At 43.4% G+C, this 18,783-nt stretch carries 17 protein-coding genes and 2 tRNA genes; 6 read left to right on the top strand and 13 right to left on the bottom strand.

Going from position 1 to position 18,783, the window contains the following annotated elements; genetic code table 11:
* Positions 1-24: 24 nt before the first annotated feature.
* The 3 genes from DWW23_RS13620 (at position 25) to DWW23_RS13610 (ending at position 4,241) form a co-directional block, all read left to right on the top strand.
* Positions 25-1,689: an AMP-binding protein gene (locus tag DWW23_RS13620; protein WP_075558717.1), complete on the top strand. Its 1,665-nt coding sequence runs from the start codon at positions 25-27 to the stop codon at positions 1,687-1,689.
* Between the two features lie 157 nt (positions 1,690-1,846).
* A complete protein-coding gene (locus DWW23_RS13615) occupies positions 1,847-2,068 on the top strand; it encodes a hypothetical protein (protein WP_028726975.1) in 222 nt (73 codons plus the stop codon).
* A 76-nt stretch (positions 2,069-2,144) separates the two neighbouring features.
* Positions 2,145-4,241, top strand: a complete 2,097-nt coding sequence (locus DWW23_RS13610) for an outer membrane beta-barrel family protein (RefSeq protein ID WP_122353829.1) — start codon at positions 2,145-2,147, stop codon at positions 4,239-4,241.
* Here DWW23_RS13610 and DWW23_RS13605 read toward each other — a convergent pair.
* From DWW23_RS13605 to DWW23_RS13575, 7 genes are all read right to left on the bottom strand, one after another.
* On the bottom strand, positions 4,210-5,505 hold the full coding sequence (locus tag DWW23_RS13605) for an NAD(P)/FAD-dependent oxidoreductase (RefSeq protein ID WP_122353828.1): 1,296 nt from the start codon (positions 5,503-5,505) through the stop codon (positions 4,210-4,212). The two genes, DWW23_RS13610 and DWW23_RS13605, sit on opposite strands and share 32 nt — an antisense overlap.
* 102 nt (positions 5,506-5,607) lie before the next feature.
* Complete coding sequence (locus DWW23_RS13600) at positions 5,608-6,618, bottom strand: FAD:protein FMN transferase (protein ID WP_122353827.1); 1,011 nt, start codon at positions 6,616-6,618, stop codon at positions 5,608-5,610.
* A 208-nt stretch (positions 6,619-6,826) separates the two neighbouring features.
* Positions 6,827-7,780, bottom strand: a complete 954-nt coding sequence (locus DWW23_RS13595) for an N-acetylornithine carbamoyltransferase (protein ID WP_122353826.1) — start codon at positions 7,778-7,780, stop codon at positions 6,827-6,829.
* Between the two features lie 34 nt (positions 7,781-7,814).
* Positions 7,815-9,068: a glutamate-5-semialdehyde dehydrogenase gene (locus tag DWW23_RS13590; RefSeq protein WP_122353825.1), complete on the bottom strand. Its 1,254-nt coding sequence runs from the start codon at positions 9,066-9,068 to the stop codon at positions 7,815-7,817.
* 47 nt (positions 9,069-9,115) lie between these two features.
* A complete protein-coding gene (gene proB, locus DWW23_RS13585; protein WP_122353824.1) occupies positions 9,116-10,201 on the bottom strand; it encodes a glutamate 5-kinase in 1,086 nt (361 codons plus the stop codon).
* A 14-nt stretch (positions 10,202-10,215) separates the two neighbouring features.
* Positions 10,216-11,871, bottom strand: coding sequence for an AMP-binding protein (locus DWW23_RS13580; protein WP_122353823.1), 1,656 nt, complete (start codon positions 11,869-11,871; stop codon positions 10,216-10,218).
* Positions 11,872-11,882: 11 nt separating this feature from the next.
* Complete coding sequence (locus DWW23_RS13575; protein WP_122353822.1) at positions 11,883-12,437, bottom strand: helix-turn-helix domain-containing protein; 555 nt, start codon at positions 12,435-12,437, stop codon at positions 11,883-11,885.
* Positions 12,438-12,686: 249 nt separating this feature from the next.
* Here DWW23_RS13575 and DWW23_RS13570 point away from each other — a divergent pair, with 249 nt between their 5' ends.
* On the top strand, positions 12,687-13,154 hold the full coding sequence (locus DWW23_RS13570; protein WP_122353821.1) for a helix-turn-helix domain-containing protein: 468 nt from the start codon (positions 12,687-12,689) through the stop codon (positions 13,152-13,154).
* Between the two features lie 426 nt (positions 13,155-13,580).
* Here DWW23_RS13570 and DWW23_RS13565 read toward each other — a convergent pair.
* The 4 genes from DWW23_RS13565 to DWW23_RS13550 all read right to left on the bottom strand — a co-directional run bounded on the left by DWW23_RS13565 (position 13,581) and on the right by DWW23_RS13550 (position 15,059).
* Positions 13,581-13,653 (bottom strand) — tRNA-Gly (locus DWW23_RS13565).
* Positions 13,654-13,679: 26 nt separating this feature from the next.
* Positions 13,680-13,762, bottom strand: a tRNA-Tyr gene (locus DWW23_RS13560).
* Positions 13,763-13,817: 55 nt separating this feature from the next.
* Complete coding sequence (ribH, locus tag DWW23_RS13555) at positions 13,818-14,300, bottom strand: 6,7-dimethyl-8-ribityllumazine synthase (protein WP_122353820.1); 483 nt, start codon at positions 14,298-14,300, stop codon at positions 13,818-13,820.
* A gap of 75 nt (positions 14,301-14,375) precedes the next feature.
* A complete protein-coding gene (locus tag DWW23_RS13550; protein ID WP_122353819.1) occupies positions 14,376-15,059 on the bottom strand; it encodes a tetratricopeptide repeat protein in 684 nt (227 codons plus the stop codon).
* A gap of 137 nt (positions 15,060-15,196) precedes the next feature.
* Between DWW23_RS13550 and DWW23_RS13545 the strand changes: the two genes are divergently transcribed.
* Together DWW23_RS13545 and DWW23_RS13540 are read left to right on the top strand one after the other, a co-directional pair.
* Positions 15,197-16,300 carry a DNA replication/repair protein RecF gene (locus DWW23_RS13545; RefSeq protein WP_122353818.1) on the top strand — a complete coding sequence of 368 codons (1,104 nt, stop codon included), beginning with the start codon at positions 15,197-15,199 and terminating at the stop codon, positions 16,298-16,300.
* Positions 16,297-16,590 carry a DUF721 domain-containing protein gene (locus DWW23_RS13540; RefSeq protein ID WP_122353817.1) on the top strand — a complete coding sequence of 98 codons (294 nt, stop codon included), beginning with the start codon at positions 16,297-16,299 and terminating at the stop codon, positions 16,588-16,590. The genes DWW23_RS13545 and DWW23_RS13540 overlap by 4 nt, the downstream gene beginning before the upstream one ends.
* Here DWW23_RS13540 and DWW23_RS13535 read toward each other — a convergent pair.
* Together DWW23_RS13535 and DWW23_RS13530 are read right to left on the bottom strand one after the other, a co-directional pair.
* Positions 16,580-17,101, bottom strand: a complete 522-nt coding sequence (locus DWW23_RS13535) for a 5-formyltetrahydrofolate cyclo-ligase (RefSeq protein ID WP_370449270.1) — start codon at positions 17,099-17,101, stop codon at positions 16,580-16,582. The two genes, DWW23_RS13540 and DWW23_RS13535, sit on opposite strands and share 11 nt — an antisense overlap.
* The gene (locus tag DWW23_RS13530; protein ID WP_122353815.1) at positions 17,058-18,779 is read right to left on the bottom strand and encodes a S41 family peptidase; all 1,722 of its coding nucleotides are present in this window, start codon (positions 18,777-18,779) and stop codon (positions 17,058-17,060) included. Before DWW23_RS13530 ends, DWW23_RS13535 begins: the two co-directional genes overlap by 44 nt.
* Between the last annotated feature and the right edge of the window lie 4 nt (positions 18,780-18,783).

Here is an 18,783-nt window from a genome sequence, read left to right as displayed (position 1 = left end):
GCACGAAATTTAAGCATCTGTGCTATGATACAAGAGAACTTCATTAAGATATACGAGAACAGTTTCAAGGAAAACTGGTCGTTACCCGCCTTAACAGATTACAGCAAGAACGTCACTTTTACATTTGAAGATGTTGCGAAGGAGATTGCACGCATCCATATTCTGTTTGAGGAATGTCAGATACGTCGGGGGGATAAGATTGCCCTGATCGGAAAAGACAGTGCCCGCTGGTGTATTGTTTATATGGCGGCTGTGACCTATGGTGCGATCATAGTACCGATTCTGCAGGATTTTAATCCGAATGACGTGCATCATATTATCAACCATTCCGAATCGGTGTTCCTGTTTGTCAGTGACCGTATCTGGGATTCGTTGGAAGAAGATAAGATCGAAGAGATACGCGGTGTATTCTCTCTTTCCGATTTCCGTTGCCTGCATCAGCGTGACGGCGAAAGTATCCAGAAGCTGATGAAGTCGATGGATGAAAAGATGGCAGAGAAGTATCCGAACGGGTTTTCCAAGAACGATATCAAATATGCCGAACTGGATAACGACAAGGTTGTCTTGCTGAACTATACTTCCGGTACGACCGGTTTCAGTAAAGGCGTTATGCTGACAGGCAACAACCTGGCCGGTAATGTGACTTATGCCAAGACACTGGATCTGATGTATCGGGGTGATCGTGAATTGTGTTTCTTGCCGTTGGCACATGCCTATAGTTGTGCTTTCAACTTCCTGGTACCGATGGCTGTCGGTGCACATGTATATATGTTAGGGAAAGTTCCTTCTCCGAAGATTTTGCTGAAAGCATTCGAAGAGGTGAAGCCGAACCTGATCCTGACTGTTCCGCTGATTCTGGAAAAGATCTATAAGAAAATGATTCTTCCCCAGTTGAGTAAGACGACGATGAAGCTGGCTCTGAATATCCCTTTGCTGGATTCCCGTATCTATGCACAGATCCGTAAACATCTGGTGGATGCTATGGGAGGCCGTTTCCGCGAGGTTATTGTCGGAGGAGCTGCCATGAACCAGGAAGTAAGTGATTTTCTGTATAAGATCAAGTTCCCGTTTACGATCGGTTACGGAATGACGGAATGCGGACCGTTGATCAGTTATGACAATAATCGCGAATATGTACTAGGTTCTTGCGGACAGATACTGAAAGGTATTATGGAGGTACGTATCGATTCTGATGATCCGTATAATACGGTAGGGGAGATTCAGGTTCGTGGTGAGAACGTCATGAAAGGCTATTATAAGAATGAAGAAGCGACTAAAAATGTTTTTACCGAAGACGGCTGGCTTCATACCGGCGACCTGGGAACGATCGATCACGATAATCGTATCTTTATCCGTGGCCGCAGTAAGACAATGATCCTGGGTGCCAGTGGACAGAATATTTATCCGGAAGAGATTGAATCGAAGATAAACAACCTGCCTTTTGTCATGGAAAGTATCGTTATCGAGAAAAACGGTAAGTTGGTGGCTTTGGTTTATCCTGATTATGATACGGTGGACGGAACCGGTATTTCTCATACCGATCTGCCGGTCATTATGGAACAGAACCGGATTGAGTTGAACAAGCAGCTGGCTTCCTATGAAGTGGTATCTGAAATACAGTTATACCCGACCGAGTTTGAGAAGACTCCGAAGAAAAGTATTAAAAGATATTTATACAGTAACTACTAATCTCTATTATTGTCTCTTGATTAACAGTCTCTTGCATTCGTTGCAAAAAATATTTGAAAAAAAAGTCTCTTATGTTGTACAACATATTTGATTAATACATACATTTGCATCGTTTTAAGACAAGAAGATATTATAGACCGTTTAAATTAAAGACAAAATGAAAAAGTTAGTTGCATTTGCTGCTATCGTTGCAGCCGTTTCTTTCACATCTTGTGGTAACAAATCTGCAGAATCAAATGCTGAAGTTGCTGAAACAGAAACTACAGTAGAAGAAACTCCTGCAGTTGTTGAAGAAGAAACAGTAACAGAAGAAGTTGCTCCTGCTGAAGGTGATTCAACTGCTGTTGCTACTGAAACAGAAGCTGCTCCTGCTGAATAATATTCAGTAAACAGTTAGAAGGACAGTCTGTATGCTTACACATACAGACTTTTTTTGTTTATAACGGTATATCAATATGAAAAGAAATCTACTCATTATCCCAGTTGTCGCGTTGTTCAGCCATGCGATGTCAGCCCAGAACCCGGTCGACATGAATCTGTTGTTACAAAATGTAGAAATACAGGGAAAGCGTTTTTCCGGCTTGAACGGGGGAGAGGTCAAACGTCTGCAGGTCGATAAGAACCTGAGTAGTGTGACGGGGACTGTCTCGGAAGCCTTTCGCCAGATGCCTTCGCTGGTCACTGATATTGAAGGGGGAGTGACTTATCGCGGTTCCAGTAAGGCGGGGATGCTGATCAACGGTATTCCTTACGGATTGCTGGAAGAATATAGCGGAGATGTCCTGATCCAGTTGCCTGCTTTGTTCTTTAACCGTATCTCCATGTCTGCCCTGCCCGATATCTCGCTGGTTCCCGACGGTGATGCCGGTGTACTGAATCTTTCTTCTGCCAACTATACGAAATCCGATTCTCCTTTGACGGTTACATTGGGGGCCGGGTTACAGGAACGGTATAATGTCGGTGCGGTCGTCAATCTGCATCCGGGTAAATTCCATATTGTCGGAAAATATAATTATCGTAAGGAATACCGTGAACGTTCATTCGATAAGACTACATGGACGGAGGCGGGTACGACCCTGATGAATAACAATGCGAAGGCACGTCCCGATGTTCATCTGGCGGATTTGAGCGTTGGTTACGATTTGACTTCAAATGACCTGCTGACGGTATATGGACTGTATCATTTAATGGATTACAGCCGTTATGGCGGGATCAATAATAAGGTATTGAATCCGGACGGGACTGTGAAGAATCAGATGATGCGCCACCGTTACAACGACCAGCGCCAGGATGCTTATGCTGTGGAAGCGAGATGGAATCATCGTTTTGCCAATCCGCTGGACCAGTTAAGTGTGACATTCAATTACAATGATTTTAGTTACGATGAGGATAATCAGTATGAGAATGAAAAGCCGGGTACCGGAAATATCCTGAAGAAAGATAATATGTTTGCCAATCAGGACAAACATAATTATTATTTGTCTGCCGCATTCAGTAAATTGTTTACAAACGATTGGTATTTCAAAGCCGGTTATATCGGACGTATAAAAGATGAAAAGTACAGGACTGAGACGAACGATATCAGCCTGGATGACGATATCTGGACTCCGGTAGATAATAAGACATACGATTATTCTTTCAACCGGAATACTCATTTGCTGTATGCTTCTGTAGATAAGCGATGGAATCGTTTTTCTGCCGAGGCTGGTTTACAGGCGGAGATAAATGCACAGGAGTTTAATACTCATGTCCCGGAAGTGGATAAGTCGGGGACTTCGGATTCGGAAAGAAGTCATACCCGTTTTCATATTTATCCACGCGTGAAACTATCTTTGCAAACCAGTAAATCCGGTAGCCTGTCGTTGAGTTATCTGCAACGGGTGATTCGTCCTTACGGAGCGGATCTGAATCCTTTCATTCAGTATGGCGACCCGACGCATTTGACACAGGGAAATCCTGACCTGAAAGATGAGTTCATTCATTCTTTGGAGTTGTCTTATTTATTGGTGGCGGATCGTTTCCGTTTCTCTCCGGCTATTTATTACCGGAATAAGTCGAACCGGATCATGGAAGTGGTGAATGATGAGTCTGTCTGGCAGAAAGAGAATATCGGACACAGCCAGTCATTCGGTTTTGAACTGTCTGGCAACTGGAATCCTATCCGTATACTGAATATCGGCTTTTCTGGAAATGTCTATAAAGATGAGATCGACGGGCGTACGGTCGGCTATGATGAAAAGAAATCGATGGTTTGCACGGATTGGAAGGGGAGTGTAAGCATTGCCATAACACCGACCACCGAGTTTCAGTTGGATGGTTTCTTTATTTCGGACCAGTTGACACCGCAGGGAAAAATAAAGAGCCACAGCAGTGTGAATGCCGGACTCTCGCAGTATTTTATGAATCGTAAATTACGTGCTAACTTGAGTATCAATAATATCTTCGACGGTCTGGAGGAGACAACGATTATCGATACGAGCAAAATGCATATGGAGCAAATCCGTAATCGGGATGCCCGGGTTACGTGGTTGACGTTGACTTATGCTTTTTAGGTATATAGAGTATCAAACGAATAGATTGGTCGTAAGTAAAGTAGCTCCATACCCATTCTATCAGTACCATCAACTTATTCTTGATCCCCAGGATAGAACGTAAATGAACCAACATCCACACCATCCAAGCAATAAACCCTTGTAACTTCAGCTTTTTCAGATCGGCGACAGCTTTGTTGCGTCCTACGGTTGCCAGTGTTCCGAGATTTATGTAATGGAAGGCTTTCAATGTCTTCCCCGATTCCAGGCGTTTGAGGTTATCAGCAAGCAGATTTCCCTGCTGGATAGCTACCTGGGCTACTTGCGGATGACCGTTCGGGTATTCTTCTTCTGTCTGGAAACAAACATCGCCGATAGCAAATACGTTTGTCATCCCTGGCATCTGGTTAAACTCATTGACTGTGATCCGGCCACCCCGGTTCAATGCTTCTTTATCGATATGATCAAAATGCGTGGCGGTTACACCACTGACCCAAACGAGGGTTTTGGTTGTGATAGTGGAGTTGTCGTCCAGTATGACTTTTCCATCCTGATAGTCTGTTACCCTTTTATTCAGTATGATGTTTACGCCCATCTCTTTCAGGAATTTCTCTGCGTTCTCGGATGCTTCGGTAGACATTACTCCGAGTAACCTGGTAGAACCTTCTATCAAATAGATATTCATATCCGACTGTTTCAGGTCCGGATAATCCTTCGGCATAACGAATCTTTTCATTTCAGCCAGTACTCCGGAAACCTCTACGCCAGTGGCTCCACCGCCAACGATAACCACATTCATCAGTGCTTGTTTTTCTTCCGGATCGGTAGAGATTGTCGCCTTTTCAAAGTTGGAAAGCAGGGTGTTCCTTAGTTCGAGAGCTTCCTGGATCGTTTTCATCGGTAATGCTTTCTCTTCAATAGTCTTGTTGCCGAAGAAGTTGGTGATGGTACCGGAAGCTATCACCAGATAGTCGTAGCTCAGTTCACCGATCGATGTCTCGATCAGGTTTCGTTCGGCGATAACGGCTTTCACTTCTGCCATTCGGAAGTAGAAGTCTTTCTGTTTCTGGAATATCTTTCGGAAAGGAAATATGATTGATCCCGGCTCCAGACCGGATGATGCTACCTGATACAATAAGGGCGGGAACTGATGGAAATTGTTCTTGTCTATCAAGACTATTTGGAAGTTGCTTCCTTTCAGTTTATTGGCCAACTTTAATCCTCCAAAACCACCACCAATAATGACAACCCGTTTCTTATCTGTTTTTGCAATGTTGAAGCCCATGATGTTCTATTTTATGTTTTATAATAGAACAATCGGGAACCGGAATAAGTTGATGGTTAAAATAGACGAAGTCTTGATTTAGAAGGTAATTAATCTGTCGTTTTACGGTTTGGAAACCAGATATTGGCGGAACCTTTCAGAAGATTCGGTCCGGTAGTCACCGTTTTCGTCGGCATAAATGAACAGATATTCCAGTTCCGGATGCTGTTGCAGGATTTTGTGGGCTTCTTCCCGGCCCATAGCCATGAAAGCTGTTGCGTAGGCGTCGGCTGTCATGCAATCGGCAGCAACGATGGTGGCACTGAGGATCGGTTGACCTGCCGGATAACCGGTTCGGGGATCGATAGTATGGGCGTATTTCTTTCCGTCTTTGATATAGAAATTACGATAGTCACCGGAAGTGGCAAGACCATGGCGACCACATAACTGTACGATTTCCTGTAACTCCTGGTTGACACCCATCGGATCGTCTTTTGGTTTGGTGATACCGATACGCCAACACTCTCCTTTAGGGTTGACTCCTTTGACTGTCGTTTCACCGCCTATGTCGATCATGTAATTTTCAATACCTTTACTATCGAATAAACGGGCAATGACTTCGCAACTGCAACCATCTCCCAATGAAGAACAATTCAGCAGGATGCGTGGATCATCCTTGATTACTTTCTTTCCTTCCAAACGTATTTTCTGATATCCGACAAAAGCACGTATGCTATCTATCATCGCCTGTGTAACACTGTCGCTTTTACTGAACCCGAATCCCCAAAGATTGATGAAAGGGGCACAAGTAATATCATAAATGCCATTGGTTTGTTCGGATACTTCCTTTGCTTTGTTGAATACCTCCACAAAAAGATCGTCCACTTCTATGTCTTTATTCCTGTTGACCTGAGAAATGACTGAGGTAGAATCGAACGGGTTGAGGCAATGGTAATAACGTTGAAGTTCTGCATGGATCTCTTCTTCCAGCGACTCGGTATAACAGAATTGAATCTGATAAGGAGTGTGAAGTATTCCTGCTACTTTAAAATACTGTTCAGGTTGTTTGCAACCGATTAATAAGGAGATGATGAAAAAAGACAGACCAGCTGGGAGTAAGTAGGAATGTTTCATGCTTTAGTTGAGATAAATTATGTTCCGGATATAGCCAGCTACCTCGGTCTTTGTTCGCTTTATCCGGCAGGTTGTGTTTATTAGGTCCAATTATTTATTCATATCACAGTTGTGAAACACAAGAAACTCATCTGTGAAACAGACGGAATCCAACTGTGATATGAAAGAAATCCGGTTGTGAAACGAAATAGAGACTTCGTTTTTAGGGTTATAATCCCATCAATATCTTTTTCAGTACCGTCTGTGCCGAAATTTCGCGGTTGGCGGCTTCCGGGATCACGATGCTTTGCGGGCTTTCGATCACGTCGTCGGTAACGATCATGTTACGGCGGACCGGCAGACAGTGCATGAAATAAGCATTGTTGGTCAGTGCCATCTTTTCCGTATCGACAGTCCAGGCGCGATCTTTGCTTAATACCTGGCCGTAGTTCGGATCGGTATAAGCGGCCCAGTTTTTGGCATAGATAAAGTCTGCACCTTCGAAGGCTTTCTTCTGATCGTATTCCACACGGGCATTGCCTACGAATTTAGGATCCAGTTCGTAGCCCTCCGGATGGGTAATCACAAATTCATAATCCGTTGCATTCATCCATTCGGCAAAACTGTTGGGGACAGCCTGTGGAAGAGACTTGGGATGCGGTGCCCAGGTCATAACCACTTTCGGACGGGCTGTTTTCTTATATTCCTCGATTGTGATCAGGTCGGCAAAACTCTGTAGCGGATGGCGGGTAGCCGCTTCCATACTGAATACCGGACGACCGGAGTACTTGATAAACTCAGAGATGATCTTTTCGTTGTAATCGTCTTCCTTGTTTTCGAAGCGGGCGAAAGAACGTACACCGATGATGTCGCAGTAACAACCCATGACCGGAATAGCTTCCAGCAGGTGTTCCGGTTTGTCTCCATCCATGATGACGCCGCGTTCGGTTTCCAGTTTCCATGCACCCTGGTTCACGTCGAGAACCATCGTGTTCATCCCCAGGTTCATCGCAGCCTTCTGAGTAGAGAGGCGCGTACGCAGGCTGGAGTTGAAGAATATCATTAACAGCGTCTTGTTCTTGCCAAGTTCTGTGAACTGAAAGCGGTCTTTCTTGATCTCGAAAGCTTCGTTAAGCGCCTGCTTCAGGTCGCTTAAATCCTGTACACAAGTGAAATGTCTCATATTATTAATTTAATGATGGATACAAAAATAGGTATTATTTTCGTATTTGCCCGTTTCCTTCGATAATGTATTTATAAGTCGTCAGTTCCGGTAAAGCCATCGGTCCGCGGGCATGTAGTTTCTGCGTACTGATACCGATCTCTGCTCCGAAACCGAACTGTGCGCCGTCGGTGAAAGCGGTCGATACGTTGGCATAGACACAGGCGGCATCTACCTGTTGCTGGAACAGGCGGATAGCTTCGGATGATTCGCTGACGATGCTTTCGCTATGTTTAGAACTGTAACAGGCAATATGTTCCAGTGCTTCTTCGAGCGATGATACGGTACGGATACTCATCTTGTAGTCGAGGAACTCAGTACCGAAACTATCTTCGTTGGCCGGTTGCAACAGTGCTGACGGATATTGTCCTGACAAAGCGGTGAAAGCCTGCTCATCCACATAGATCGTGACATCGCTATCTTTCAGTTTATCGCAGATAAAGGGAAGATCGTGGAGCCGTTCCTGATGGATGATCAGACAATCTAATGCATTGCAAACACTTACCCGCCGGGTTTTGGCGTTGTTTACGATGGCTTGTCCCTTTTCTTTATCTCCATCTTTGTCAAAATAAGTATGGCAGATACCGGCTCCTGTTTCGATAACCGGCACGCGGGCATTGTCGCGTACGAAATTGATCAGCGAACTGCTGCCACGGGGAATGATAAGGTCTACCAGGCCGACGGCATTCAACAGTTCCGTTGTCGCTTCTCGTTCGGGAGGTAATAAAGTACAAACGGCCGGGTCGATGCCGTGACGTTCCAACACGGTATGGATGATAGTAACCAATGCACGGTTGGAGTCGTCTGCATCAGAACCACCTTTTAGTACACAGGCGTTTGCACTTTTGAAACATAGAGAGAAAACATCGAATGTGACATTCGGACGTGCTTCGTAGATAACGCCTATCACTCCGAATGGTACCGATACTTTACGGATTGCCATGCCGTTCGGGCGGATGGCTTCACTGATCACTTTGCCGAGCGGAGAGGGGAGTGAGGCTACGTTCCGCATGTCTCCGGCAATACCGGCCAAACGATCAGTGGTCAGTTTCAGACGATCATATTTGGGATTGGCCGGGTCCATACGGGCCAGGTCTTTCTCGTTGGCAGCAAGAACTTCCGCCTGTCTGTTTATCAGTTCGTCAGCTGTATCGGTCAGGATACGGTTTATAGCCTCGTCGCTTAACGTGATAAGTTGACGGGATGCGGTAACGCTCTGCTTTAATAACTCTGTTATATTTGTTGACATATTATTTCCTGATATTATCTTTTCCCATGATTAAACATACCTATTAATTAATCCAGATATAAGTAATCGTAGTGAACTAGCGGTTTCAGATCGCGTTGTCCGATCAGACTAATAGCTTCCCGGCTGTCGTATCCGGCACAACCGACTCCGATCTGTTCACCTTCTTCATTAATGATCTTTACGATATCATTCTTTTCGAAGTCCCCGATGATAGCGGTAACGCCTACCAACAACAGGCTGGTAGCCTTGTTTCCGGTTAAGGCCTCTTCCGTACCCTGATTGATGTGTATCTCTCCTTTGGCGAAACCTTCAGAGTGAGCGATCCATTTCTTTACGCTGCTGACAGGTTTGGCTGCCGGAATGAAACGTGTACATACGGTCTGGCTGCTTTTTGCCAATAACGAAGGCAGGATATTTTCTTTTTTGCCATTAGCAATGATCACGGTGATTCCTTCGTCAGCTACTTTCTGCGCGATAGTACATTTCGTCAGCATTCCGCCACGTCCGAAAGAAGACTTGCTGGTTTGTACATATTCTGAAAGATCCTGTTTACCACCGTCAATCTCCCGGATGACCGTTGCTGCCGGATCGGCCGGATTACCGTTATAGATACCGTCGATATTACTCAGGATAATAAGCGCATCCATCCCCATCATGGTAGCGATCAGGCCGGATAGTTCATCATTATCGGTAAACATCAGTTCGGTAACGGATATTGTATCGTTCTCATTGACGATAGGAATCACTTTGTTGTCAAGCATCACCTCCATGCAATGTTTCTGGTTGAGGTAATGCGTGCGGCTACCGAAGTTCTCCTTTGTGGTGAGAACCTGGCCGCAAGCGATCTTATGTTCGCGGAATAACTCAAAGTAGCGGTTGATCAGCTTGGCTTGACCTACTGCTGAATAGAGTTGGCGGGCAGAGACGGCATCGAGCTTCTTACCGGGTTTCACCTCGCTTCTTCCGGAGGCTACTGCTCCGGAAGATATTAATACCACTTCTACTCCGTTGCGGTGTAACTCCGCAACCTGATCAACCAATGCCGACATACGGGTGACGTCGAGTGAGCCATCCTTTCTTGTCAATACATTACTTCCTATCTTTACTGCTATCCGTGTAAACTGATATGTCATTTTCGTGTAATCTTCTATTTTTTATCTTTATCCCTGATTTCCACACGGCGGATTTTACCGCTGATGGTTTTAGGTAATTCTTCGACAAATTCTACTACACGAGGGTACTTATATGGAGCGGTAACACGCTTAACATGATCCTGTAATTCTTTGATCAATGCTTCGCCCGCTCTCTCCTTGTAATCCTTCGCCAGTACAATCGTTGCTTTTACCACCTGTCCGCGAATTTCATCAGGTACACCTGTGATCGCACATTCGACAACAGCAGGGTGTGTCATCAGTGCACTTTCCACTTCGAACGGGCCGATGCGGTAACCGGAGCTTTTGATCACATCGTCGGCACGACCGACAAACCACAGATAACCGTCTTCATCACGCCAGGCAACGTCGCCCGTATAATACATGCCGTCGTGCCAGGCTTCATGAGTAAGCTCGGCATCGCGATAATATTCTTTGAACAGACCGATCGGTTTGCCCTGAGTCGTATGAATAACGATTTGTCCCTGCTCTCCATCTTCTGCACGGGTTCCGTCCGGACGGATCAGGTCTACATCGTATTGCGGGTTAGGTACCCCCATAGAACCTGGTTTCGGCTCCATCCATGGGAATGTAGCAACAGTCAGTGTTGTTTCCGTCTGACCGAATCCTTCCATTAATTTAATGCCGGTGAGTTTATAGAATGCTTCGAATACGGCAGGGTTCAGTGCTTCACCGGCAATCGTACAATATTGTAGGGAAGACAGATCGTATTTCGTCATGTCTTCACGGATCAGGAAACGGAAGATCGTAGGAGGTGCACACAAAGAGGTGATCTTGTAATCCTGGATCATCTGTAACATATCGGCAGGAGTGAACTTCTCGTGATCGTAAACGAATACAGTTGCTCCGGCAATCCATTGTCCGTATAGTTTTCCCCAAACGGCTTTACCCCAGCCGGTGTCGGCGATGGTGAGGTGAAGGCTGTCACGGTGTAGGTTGTGCCAGAAACTACCGGTTACGATATGTCCCAGTGGATAAGTGAAATCGTGTGCCACCATTTTCGGATTACCTGTCGTTCCGGACGTAAAATACATCAATGAAATGTCATCATTGCTGTTCGGGTGAGACGGGCGTATGAATGGTGCGGCATTCTCGATCCCTTTATGGAAATCGTCGAATCCCTCTGGTATTTCCGGACCGACGGATACTAATTTTTCGATAGTCGGAGATTCCGGCAGTGCATCGATAATATGTTTGGTGATAATATCTTCGCCGGCACAAACAATCATTTTTATATCGGCAGCGTTATTACGATAGACAATATCCTTTTTTGTCAGCAGGTGAGTTGCCGGAATGACTACGGCTCCTAGCTTATGTAGTGCGATGATCGAAAACCAAAATTCGTAACGACGTTTCAGGATCAACATGACCATGTCGCCGTGCCCGATTCCTAAAGACTGGAAATAGGCAGCCGTCTGATCTGTATATTTCTTCAGTTCGGCAAAAGTGAAATCAATATGTTCACCCTGGTCGTTTGTCCAGCACAAGGCTTTTTTGTCGGGTTCTTCTGCAGCCCAAGCATCTACCACGTCATATCCGAAGTTGAAATTTTCGGGTACTTTTATTTTGAAGTTATTTATAAAATCTTCCTGCGACGTAAAGGTCGTCTGATCTAAGAATCTTTCTAACATGACTTTTTAATTTATAAAATGATAGCCAGGAAACTGACCTTCTCTCCATCCAACGCTTTCATACCATGAGGCAGTTCGGAATTAAAATATATACTGTCTCCTTCTTCCAGGATCAAATCTTTGTTATTGATCTGCAGGAGCATGCGGCCCTTTAATACCAGATTATATTCCTGTCCGGGATGCGAATTCAGATAAATAGGCTCATCTTCCGGTTTCGGATGAACAGTAACCATGAACGGATCGGCTTTACGTCCGACAAATCCGGCAGCCAGCGATTGGTATTTGTAGGCCTTGGTGCGTTCAACAGCGATACCTTTACCTTTACGAGTAATAAAATAAGAACTCATTTTAGGTTCGTCGCCAAACATCAAGGTAGTAAGTTCTACACCGTATGCCTGTGAAATCTGATGTAAAAGGCTGACTGAAATATCGACTGTGCCGCTTTCCAGTTCCAGGTATTGCTCTGTGGTCAGGTTACAGACCTTGGCGATCTCTTCAGGAGTAATCTCCAGTGCGTCCCGCAATCCGGCCAGACGCTCAGCTATCTGTTTTATCTGTTCGTTCATCTCCGTAGATTATTAATATATTTATGTTGCCCCAAAGATATGAATAAAAAGCAAAATGACTAGAAAAATGGGGGATAGAATGTTATTTGGATATTTCCTTTGGAAATAAAGATGTTAAGATTATATTTGTTTTAGTATCTAGGGTATGAATTTATTATCGCTAAACCTAAATCTAATATTAATATGTAGTGTTTACTATAAGCTATACTGGGTCTGCCCTTTAAATTTTCTGATTAACATAGTGAACGTATGAATGAAAAGATTGAATTTCGTTTTTGGGGAATTAAAGTCTCAGACAACTGTTTTTTTGTATTAATATTGGACTGGCATATACCTCAATATAAAATGCCTGAACCTTCAGACAATACTGAGTATGTAGAAATATATAATAAGATTCATCAGTATGTGGTAACAGAAAAGCATTTTCTGGATAAAGATATAAATGTAAATATCATTGTTCGTCAATGCGATGTCAGGAAGAAGTCATTGAATAAAATTCTTCGCCTAAAAGATGATGTGGCTTTTCATGGATACATAAATAGACAGCGTGTTATTTATGCATCTACTCTGTTGTTGGATCCCTCTAACAAGTTGATTGAAGTTGTAGCTTCAGAAGCCAGCTTTAATAATTCCCGGACATTTGTGCGTAATTTTAAAATAGTGTATAATATGACTCCTAGTGAATACCGCCGTCGTAACGGGTTAAAGAAGACCTGATTCGACCGGTAAATTGTTCAGGGAACGGACAAAAACGATTTTGTCTTATCGGTGAAACTGTTTTGTCTTCTGTATGCTTTGTTTTTCCTTGGCAGATGTCTTTTTTTCTTCTTTATTTGCATCAGAGAAATAGATGAAGCGAAAAAGAAGATATAACGTATCTTAAATAGACAGGCATACCTTATCTATGAAGAAAGAAGGAAGAAGTGATTCTTCTTTCAGGTAGTCTGATAAAGACGTTTGTCGGACTACCTTTTCTAAGAAAGTGGGGCCTATGAAAAGGTTTGCGTTTTGATGATGGTTGATCAACCTGTTTTTGTACATTTTTCATAATAGTTTTGGTTAAATCAGAAAAGTCCCGGCTTGTGAAAGTCGGGACTTTTGCATATAAAAAAAGGATAACCTTTCGATTATCCTTTTCTTGAGAGCGGAAGACGGGGCTCAAACCCGCGACCCTCAGCTTGGAAGGCTAATGCTCTATCAACTGAGCTACTTCCGCAATTTTAATTGCTTTTGAAAAGTTAGTGGGCAGTGATGGATTCGAACCACCGAAGTCGAAAGACAGCTGAGTTACAGTCAGCCCCATTTGGCCACTCTGGTAACTGCCCCTATTATTTTCAATTGCGATGCAAAGGTACGATTATTTTTGAAACCTGCAAGCGTTTAGTCAGAAAAATGAATCATTTTTAATGCAGTCACTGCTGCTTCATCCCCTTTATTTCCGTACTTACCGCCTGCTCGGTCTTCCGATTGCTGCATGTTGTCAGTAGTTAACAGACCGAAAATGAACGGAATATCATACATCAGATTTAACTCGGTAATACCTTGTGTAACGCCTGAACAAACATAGTCGAAATGGGGAGTATCGCCTCTGACAACGCATCCCAGAACGATCACGGCATTTACATCTTTTGTTTCAGCCATACGTTTGGCTCCGAAAGTCAGTTCAAAACTACCCGGTACACGTTTGACATATATGTTTTCCGGTTTTACACCATGTTTTTCCAGCGTGTTACAGGCACCTTCCAGTAGTTTTTCTGTGATGTGCTTATTCCACTCTGCGACTACAATACCGAATGTCATTTCTGAGCCGTCCGGAACGCTGTTGAAGTCGTAATCTGATAAATTTTGATAAGCTGTAGCCATAACTCTATATTTAAAATAAAAGGATGCCTTTTTTGATGAGACATCCTCTTATATAGTTTATATCGTATGATTATATTATTTAGCAGCAGAAGCACGGGCGATATATTTATCGATATCGGCAGCTTCCATTGAGTTGAAATATTTTTCTTTAATCGTAGTATATGCTTTAACAGCATCACTGTACTGTTTCTGGTTTTCGTAAGCAATACCTGCTTTCTTCAGGTAAACCGGGCTGATCACTTCGTTGTCTGCTTTCTTGGCAGCTTTTTCGAAATAGCTGATGCCTTCTTTTATATTACCCATATTTACGTAGCAGTCACCGATCAAACCTATAATAGCCGGAGAAATCATGTTGTCGTCTCCGCTGAATGATTTTAGTTTATCAATAGCCTTTTCCGTATCGCCCATTTTGAAATAGCAGATACCTGCATAGGCTTTTGCCAGATTACCGGAAGCTGTGCTTCCATATTGATCAATGATTCCTTCAAAGCCGTCGAAATCAGCTCCATTGCCGTTCAATGCCAGATTGAAAGAGTCTTTAGCGAAATACTGTTCTCCTTTAAATATAGCAGCGGCTGCTTTCTTTTCCTGAGGAATCAAATAACCGTGTTTAATTCCCAGAACAGCTCCAACAACAAGTGCGATAGCTATAATTCCGTAAATGATCTTTTTTGAATTGTTTTCAATGAACTGTTCCGATCTCGAAACAATCTCTTCTACTTCTAACTCCTTGTTGGTGTCTTTTCCCTTAGTAGCCATAATGTGTTATAGTTATTTATTATTTTATCTACAGATTTATGCCAATGGCAATTCAAAGCGCAAAAGTAGTTTTTTTTACTGATATAATCTATACTTAGAAGTATATTTTTTAATTTTGTACGATTAATAAAGTACAGATGATACTCAGAAAGCTTTCTATTCTCAACTACAAAAATATTCTTCAGGCGGAAGTTGTTTTCTCCCCGAAAATGAATTGTTTCTTTGGAAATAACGGGATGGGGAAAACGAACCTGTTGGATGTGATCCATTATCTTTCGTTTTGTAAGAGTCATATAAATACTCTTGACAGTCAGATCATCAACAATGATCAGGATATGTGTGTGATCCAGGGAGAGTATGATTACGAAGGGAGGGCGGAGGATATTTTCTGTGCTATCCGTCGCCGTCAGCGAAAACAGTTCAAGCGGAATAAAAAGGAATATGAAAAATTGTCCGAACATATCGGACTATTGCCTTTAGTCATGGTTTCACCTGCTGATTCGGATTTGATCCGTGGCGGAAGTGACGAACGACGCCGATTTCTGGACCTGATCATTTCACAGCAAGACAAGCAATATCTGCATGCTCTGATACAGTATAACAAGGCGTTGCTTCAGCGTAATATGCTTCTTAAGAATCAAAGTACGGATGCCGCTTTGTATGAAGTATTGGAAATGCAGATGAGTATGTACGGAAGAATGGTTTTCGATAAGCGTCAACTACTGGTGGAGAGTTTCATTCCTATTTTCAATGAGTACTATCAGACTATTTGCCGTTCTACCGAACAGGTCGGATTACGCTATATTTCCCAGTTGGAGGATAGAGACTTGACAGAATCATTGGCTGCCAACAGGGAACGTGATCGTATCCTGGGATATACATCCAACGGCGTGCATAAAGATGAACTGGAAATGACACTGAATGAGCAGCTGATCCGCCGAGTAGGTTCTCAGGGACAGAACAAAACTTATCTGATTGCGCTAAAACTGGCCCAGTTCGCTTTTCTTAACCGAAAAGGCCAGACGACTCCCATTTTGCTTTTGGATGATATTTTTGATAAGTTGGATGCGGCTCGTGTTGCCGAGATTATAAAACTGGTTAGCGGTGACAGTTTCGGACAAATATTTATAACTGATACCAACAGGAAATATCTGGATGAAATACTGCAAGCTATGAATCATGATTATGCCTTGTTCAGGGTAGAACAGGGTGAGGTGCAACCTATGGAGGATCGTGTATGAAACGGCGGAACACACAAGCTATCGGTGAAGTCCTGAGAGATTTCTTTGAAGATAATACGGAACTTTATGAAAAGATTCTGGAGATTCGGGTGGAACGTGCCTGGAAAGAGGTGCTCGGACCGATGGTTATGCAATATACCCGTAATATATATGTACGCGATCATATATTATATGTATCGCTGACTTCTTCCGTATTAAGGAGTGAGCTTACTTTATGCCGCGAAAGGTTGGTGAAGAGCTTGAATGAATATGCTGGTGCTACTGTTATTCATGATATAATTATCCGGTAATAACTTCTTTTTCTGTAATGATCATATCCATTTTTTTGTCGAAAGGTTCAACCGGGATCATTTCCTGTAACTGAAAATCGAAACAGATTCCAATTTTAGGTGCCTGTAAAGTGGATAATAACCGGTCGTAATATCCTTTTCCGCGTCCCATGCGGTTCAATTGGCGGTCGAATGCCACACCGGGAACAATGATCAGATCAATATCCGTTTCAGGAATAGTCGTTTCCTGATCGGCAGGTTCCAGAATGCCGAAAATTCCGGGTTTTAAGGTATCTATTCCTTCGTAAGGTAATAAACGAAGATCGTTGCCAACTACCAGTGGGAGGAGAAGTTGTTTTTTATCATACCATTTTTCGAGAAAAGTGGCTGTCTGAACTTCTCCGGGGATAGCGTTGTATAATGCGACACAAGAAGCCTGCCGGAAGAGTTCAGTCTCTTCCAGCTGCTTCAGTATTGTTTCAGAAAAATCAAGCAATGTAGTCTTCTCGTACGAACTCTTTAGAGAGGCTATGTATTTTCGAAGGTGTTGCTTGGATCCTTGCAATTCCTTTATCTGCATCTTTTTTCTCTAATGTAGGAATCGATTTTCCTTCGTTTATGATCTGAATGGCACGTAATAAAGTAGGGTCGTCTTTCAGGAAGATCGGATAGAATCCGGCTTCGTCGAAGAAGTTCCGTACAATATACGCGTGTAACTGGTTTTCGATCAGTTTACCTGATATATTGATCAGGTTCGGACGTTTCTTGATGCCTTTGGATGCTGCAAAATTGGTGAAATCGTACAACAAAGGTTGAGATTGTAAATATTTGTACAGATCCTGATAATCCGTGAACGATGATAACTTTTCACGATTCTGATCAGAATATTCCAAAGCATACAGATAAAGCGTTCCGCTGTTAACAATGCTGGTGAAATAAGTAGTGATGCCGCTCGTATCACGCGGAATGAAGATATCCGGCATGATACCGCCACCGCCATAGACAGTTCGTCCGATCATGGTATGATATTTTTCCGTGTGTGTATTCTTGATACTGTCAGCAGAATCGAATTCACCATGAATGAAGCGATTATACAGATCCTGATCGTAGTCTGCGGAATCTCCCAATTTGTAGTCCTTTTGAATACTTCGTCCTGAAGGCGTATAATACCGGGCAATCGTCAGTCTGATTTCTGAACCATCGCTTAGTTTGATGGGCGATTGTACCAACCCTTTTCCATAGGTACGGCGTCCGATGATCAATCCGCGGTCATTATCCTGGATCGCACCTGAGAAAATTTCACTGGCAGAAGCTGAAAATTCATCTGTCAGGACAACGATAGGAGTCTCTTTGCAAGTACCGGTACCATTGGTGTACACATCGTTTCTCGGGAATGCTTTACCTTCTGTGTAAACGATCAGCCGTCCTTCCGGCATAAATTCGTTAACCATATTGATAGCAGCATCCATATAGCCACCGGTATTTCCACGCAGGTCGATGACGAAAGAGCTGCATCCCATTTCTTTCAGTTTGGCAATCGCTGTGATAAATTCGTTATAGGTTGTCCGTCCAAATTTACTAACTTTGATGTAACCGATTCCTTTGCTCACCTCATAAGATACATCCACGGAATTAACCGGAACATCTCCGCGTGTCACATCGAAGTAAAGCAGGTCGGGAGCACCTCCACGTTTCACACCAAGCTTAACCGTACTGTTCTTCGCTCCGCGTAGTGTACGCATAATCTTTGCTTGGCTGGTGTTATTCCCGGAATAAATGGAGTCGTTGATCGTGATGATACGGTCGAACGGCAATAATCCTGCCTTTTCGGCCGGGCCTTTAGGAATGACGCTGATTACCAGGATGGTATCTGTCTGCATATTGAATGAAACCCCGATGCCACTGAATGAACCTTCCAGGTCTTCGTTTACGATCGTTGCATCTTCGGCAGGGATATAAACGGAGTGGGGGTCTAGCTCACTGAATATTTTAGGTATTGTGCCTTCCACCAACTTACCCATATTCACAGTATCGACATACTGTTCGTCGATAATATCGAGTATGGCATTTATTTTATTCCCGCTGGAAAACATCCGGCGTTTACCATGCTGGGTAAGAGAAAGATAGTTGTTCCCAATAAAGATACCGAGAGCAATACTTGCTGCAATGATAACAGGTAACCAAATAGTTAACCTTCTGTTTTTGTCCATAAAA

The organism is Parabacteroides sp. AF14-59 (assembly GCF_003479515.1).
Classification (GTDB): Bacteria; Bacteroidota; Bacteroidia; order Bacteroidales; family Tannerellaceae; genus Parabacteroides; species Parabacteroides faecis.
This window is presented reverse-complemented; position numbering and strand designations above follow the sequence as displayed.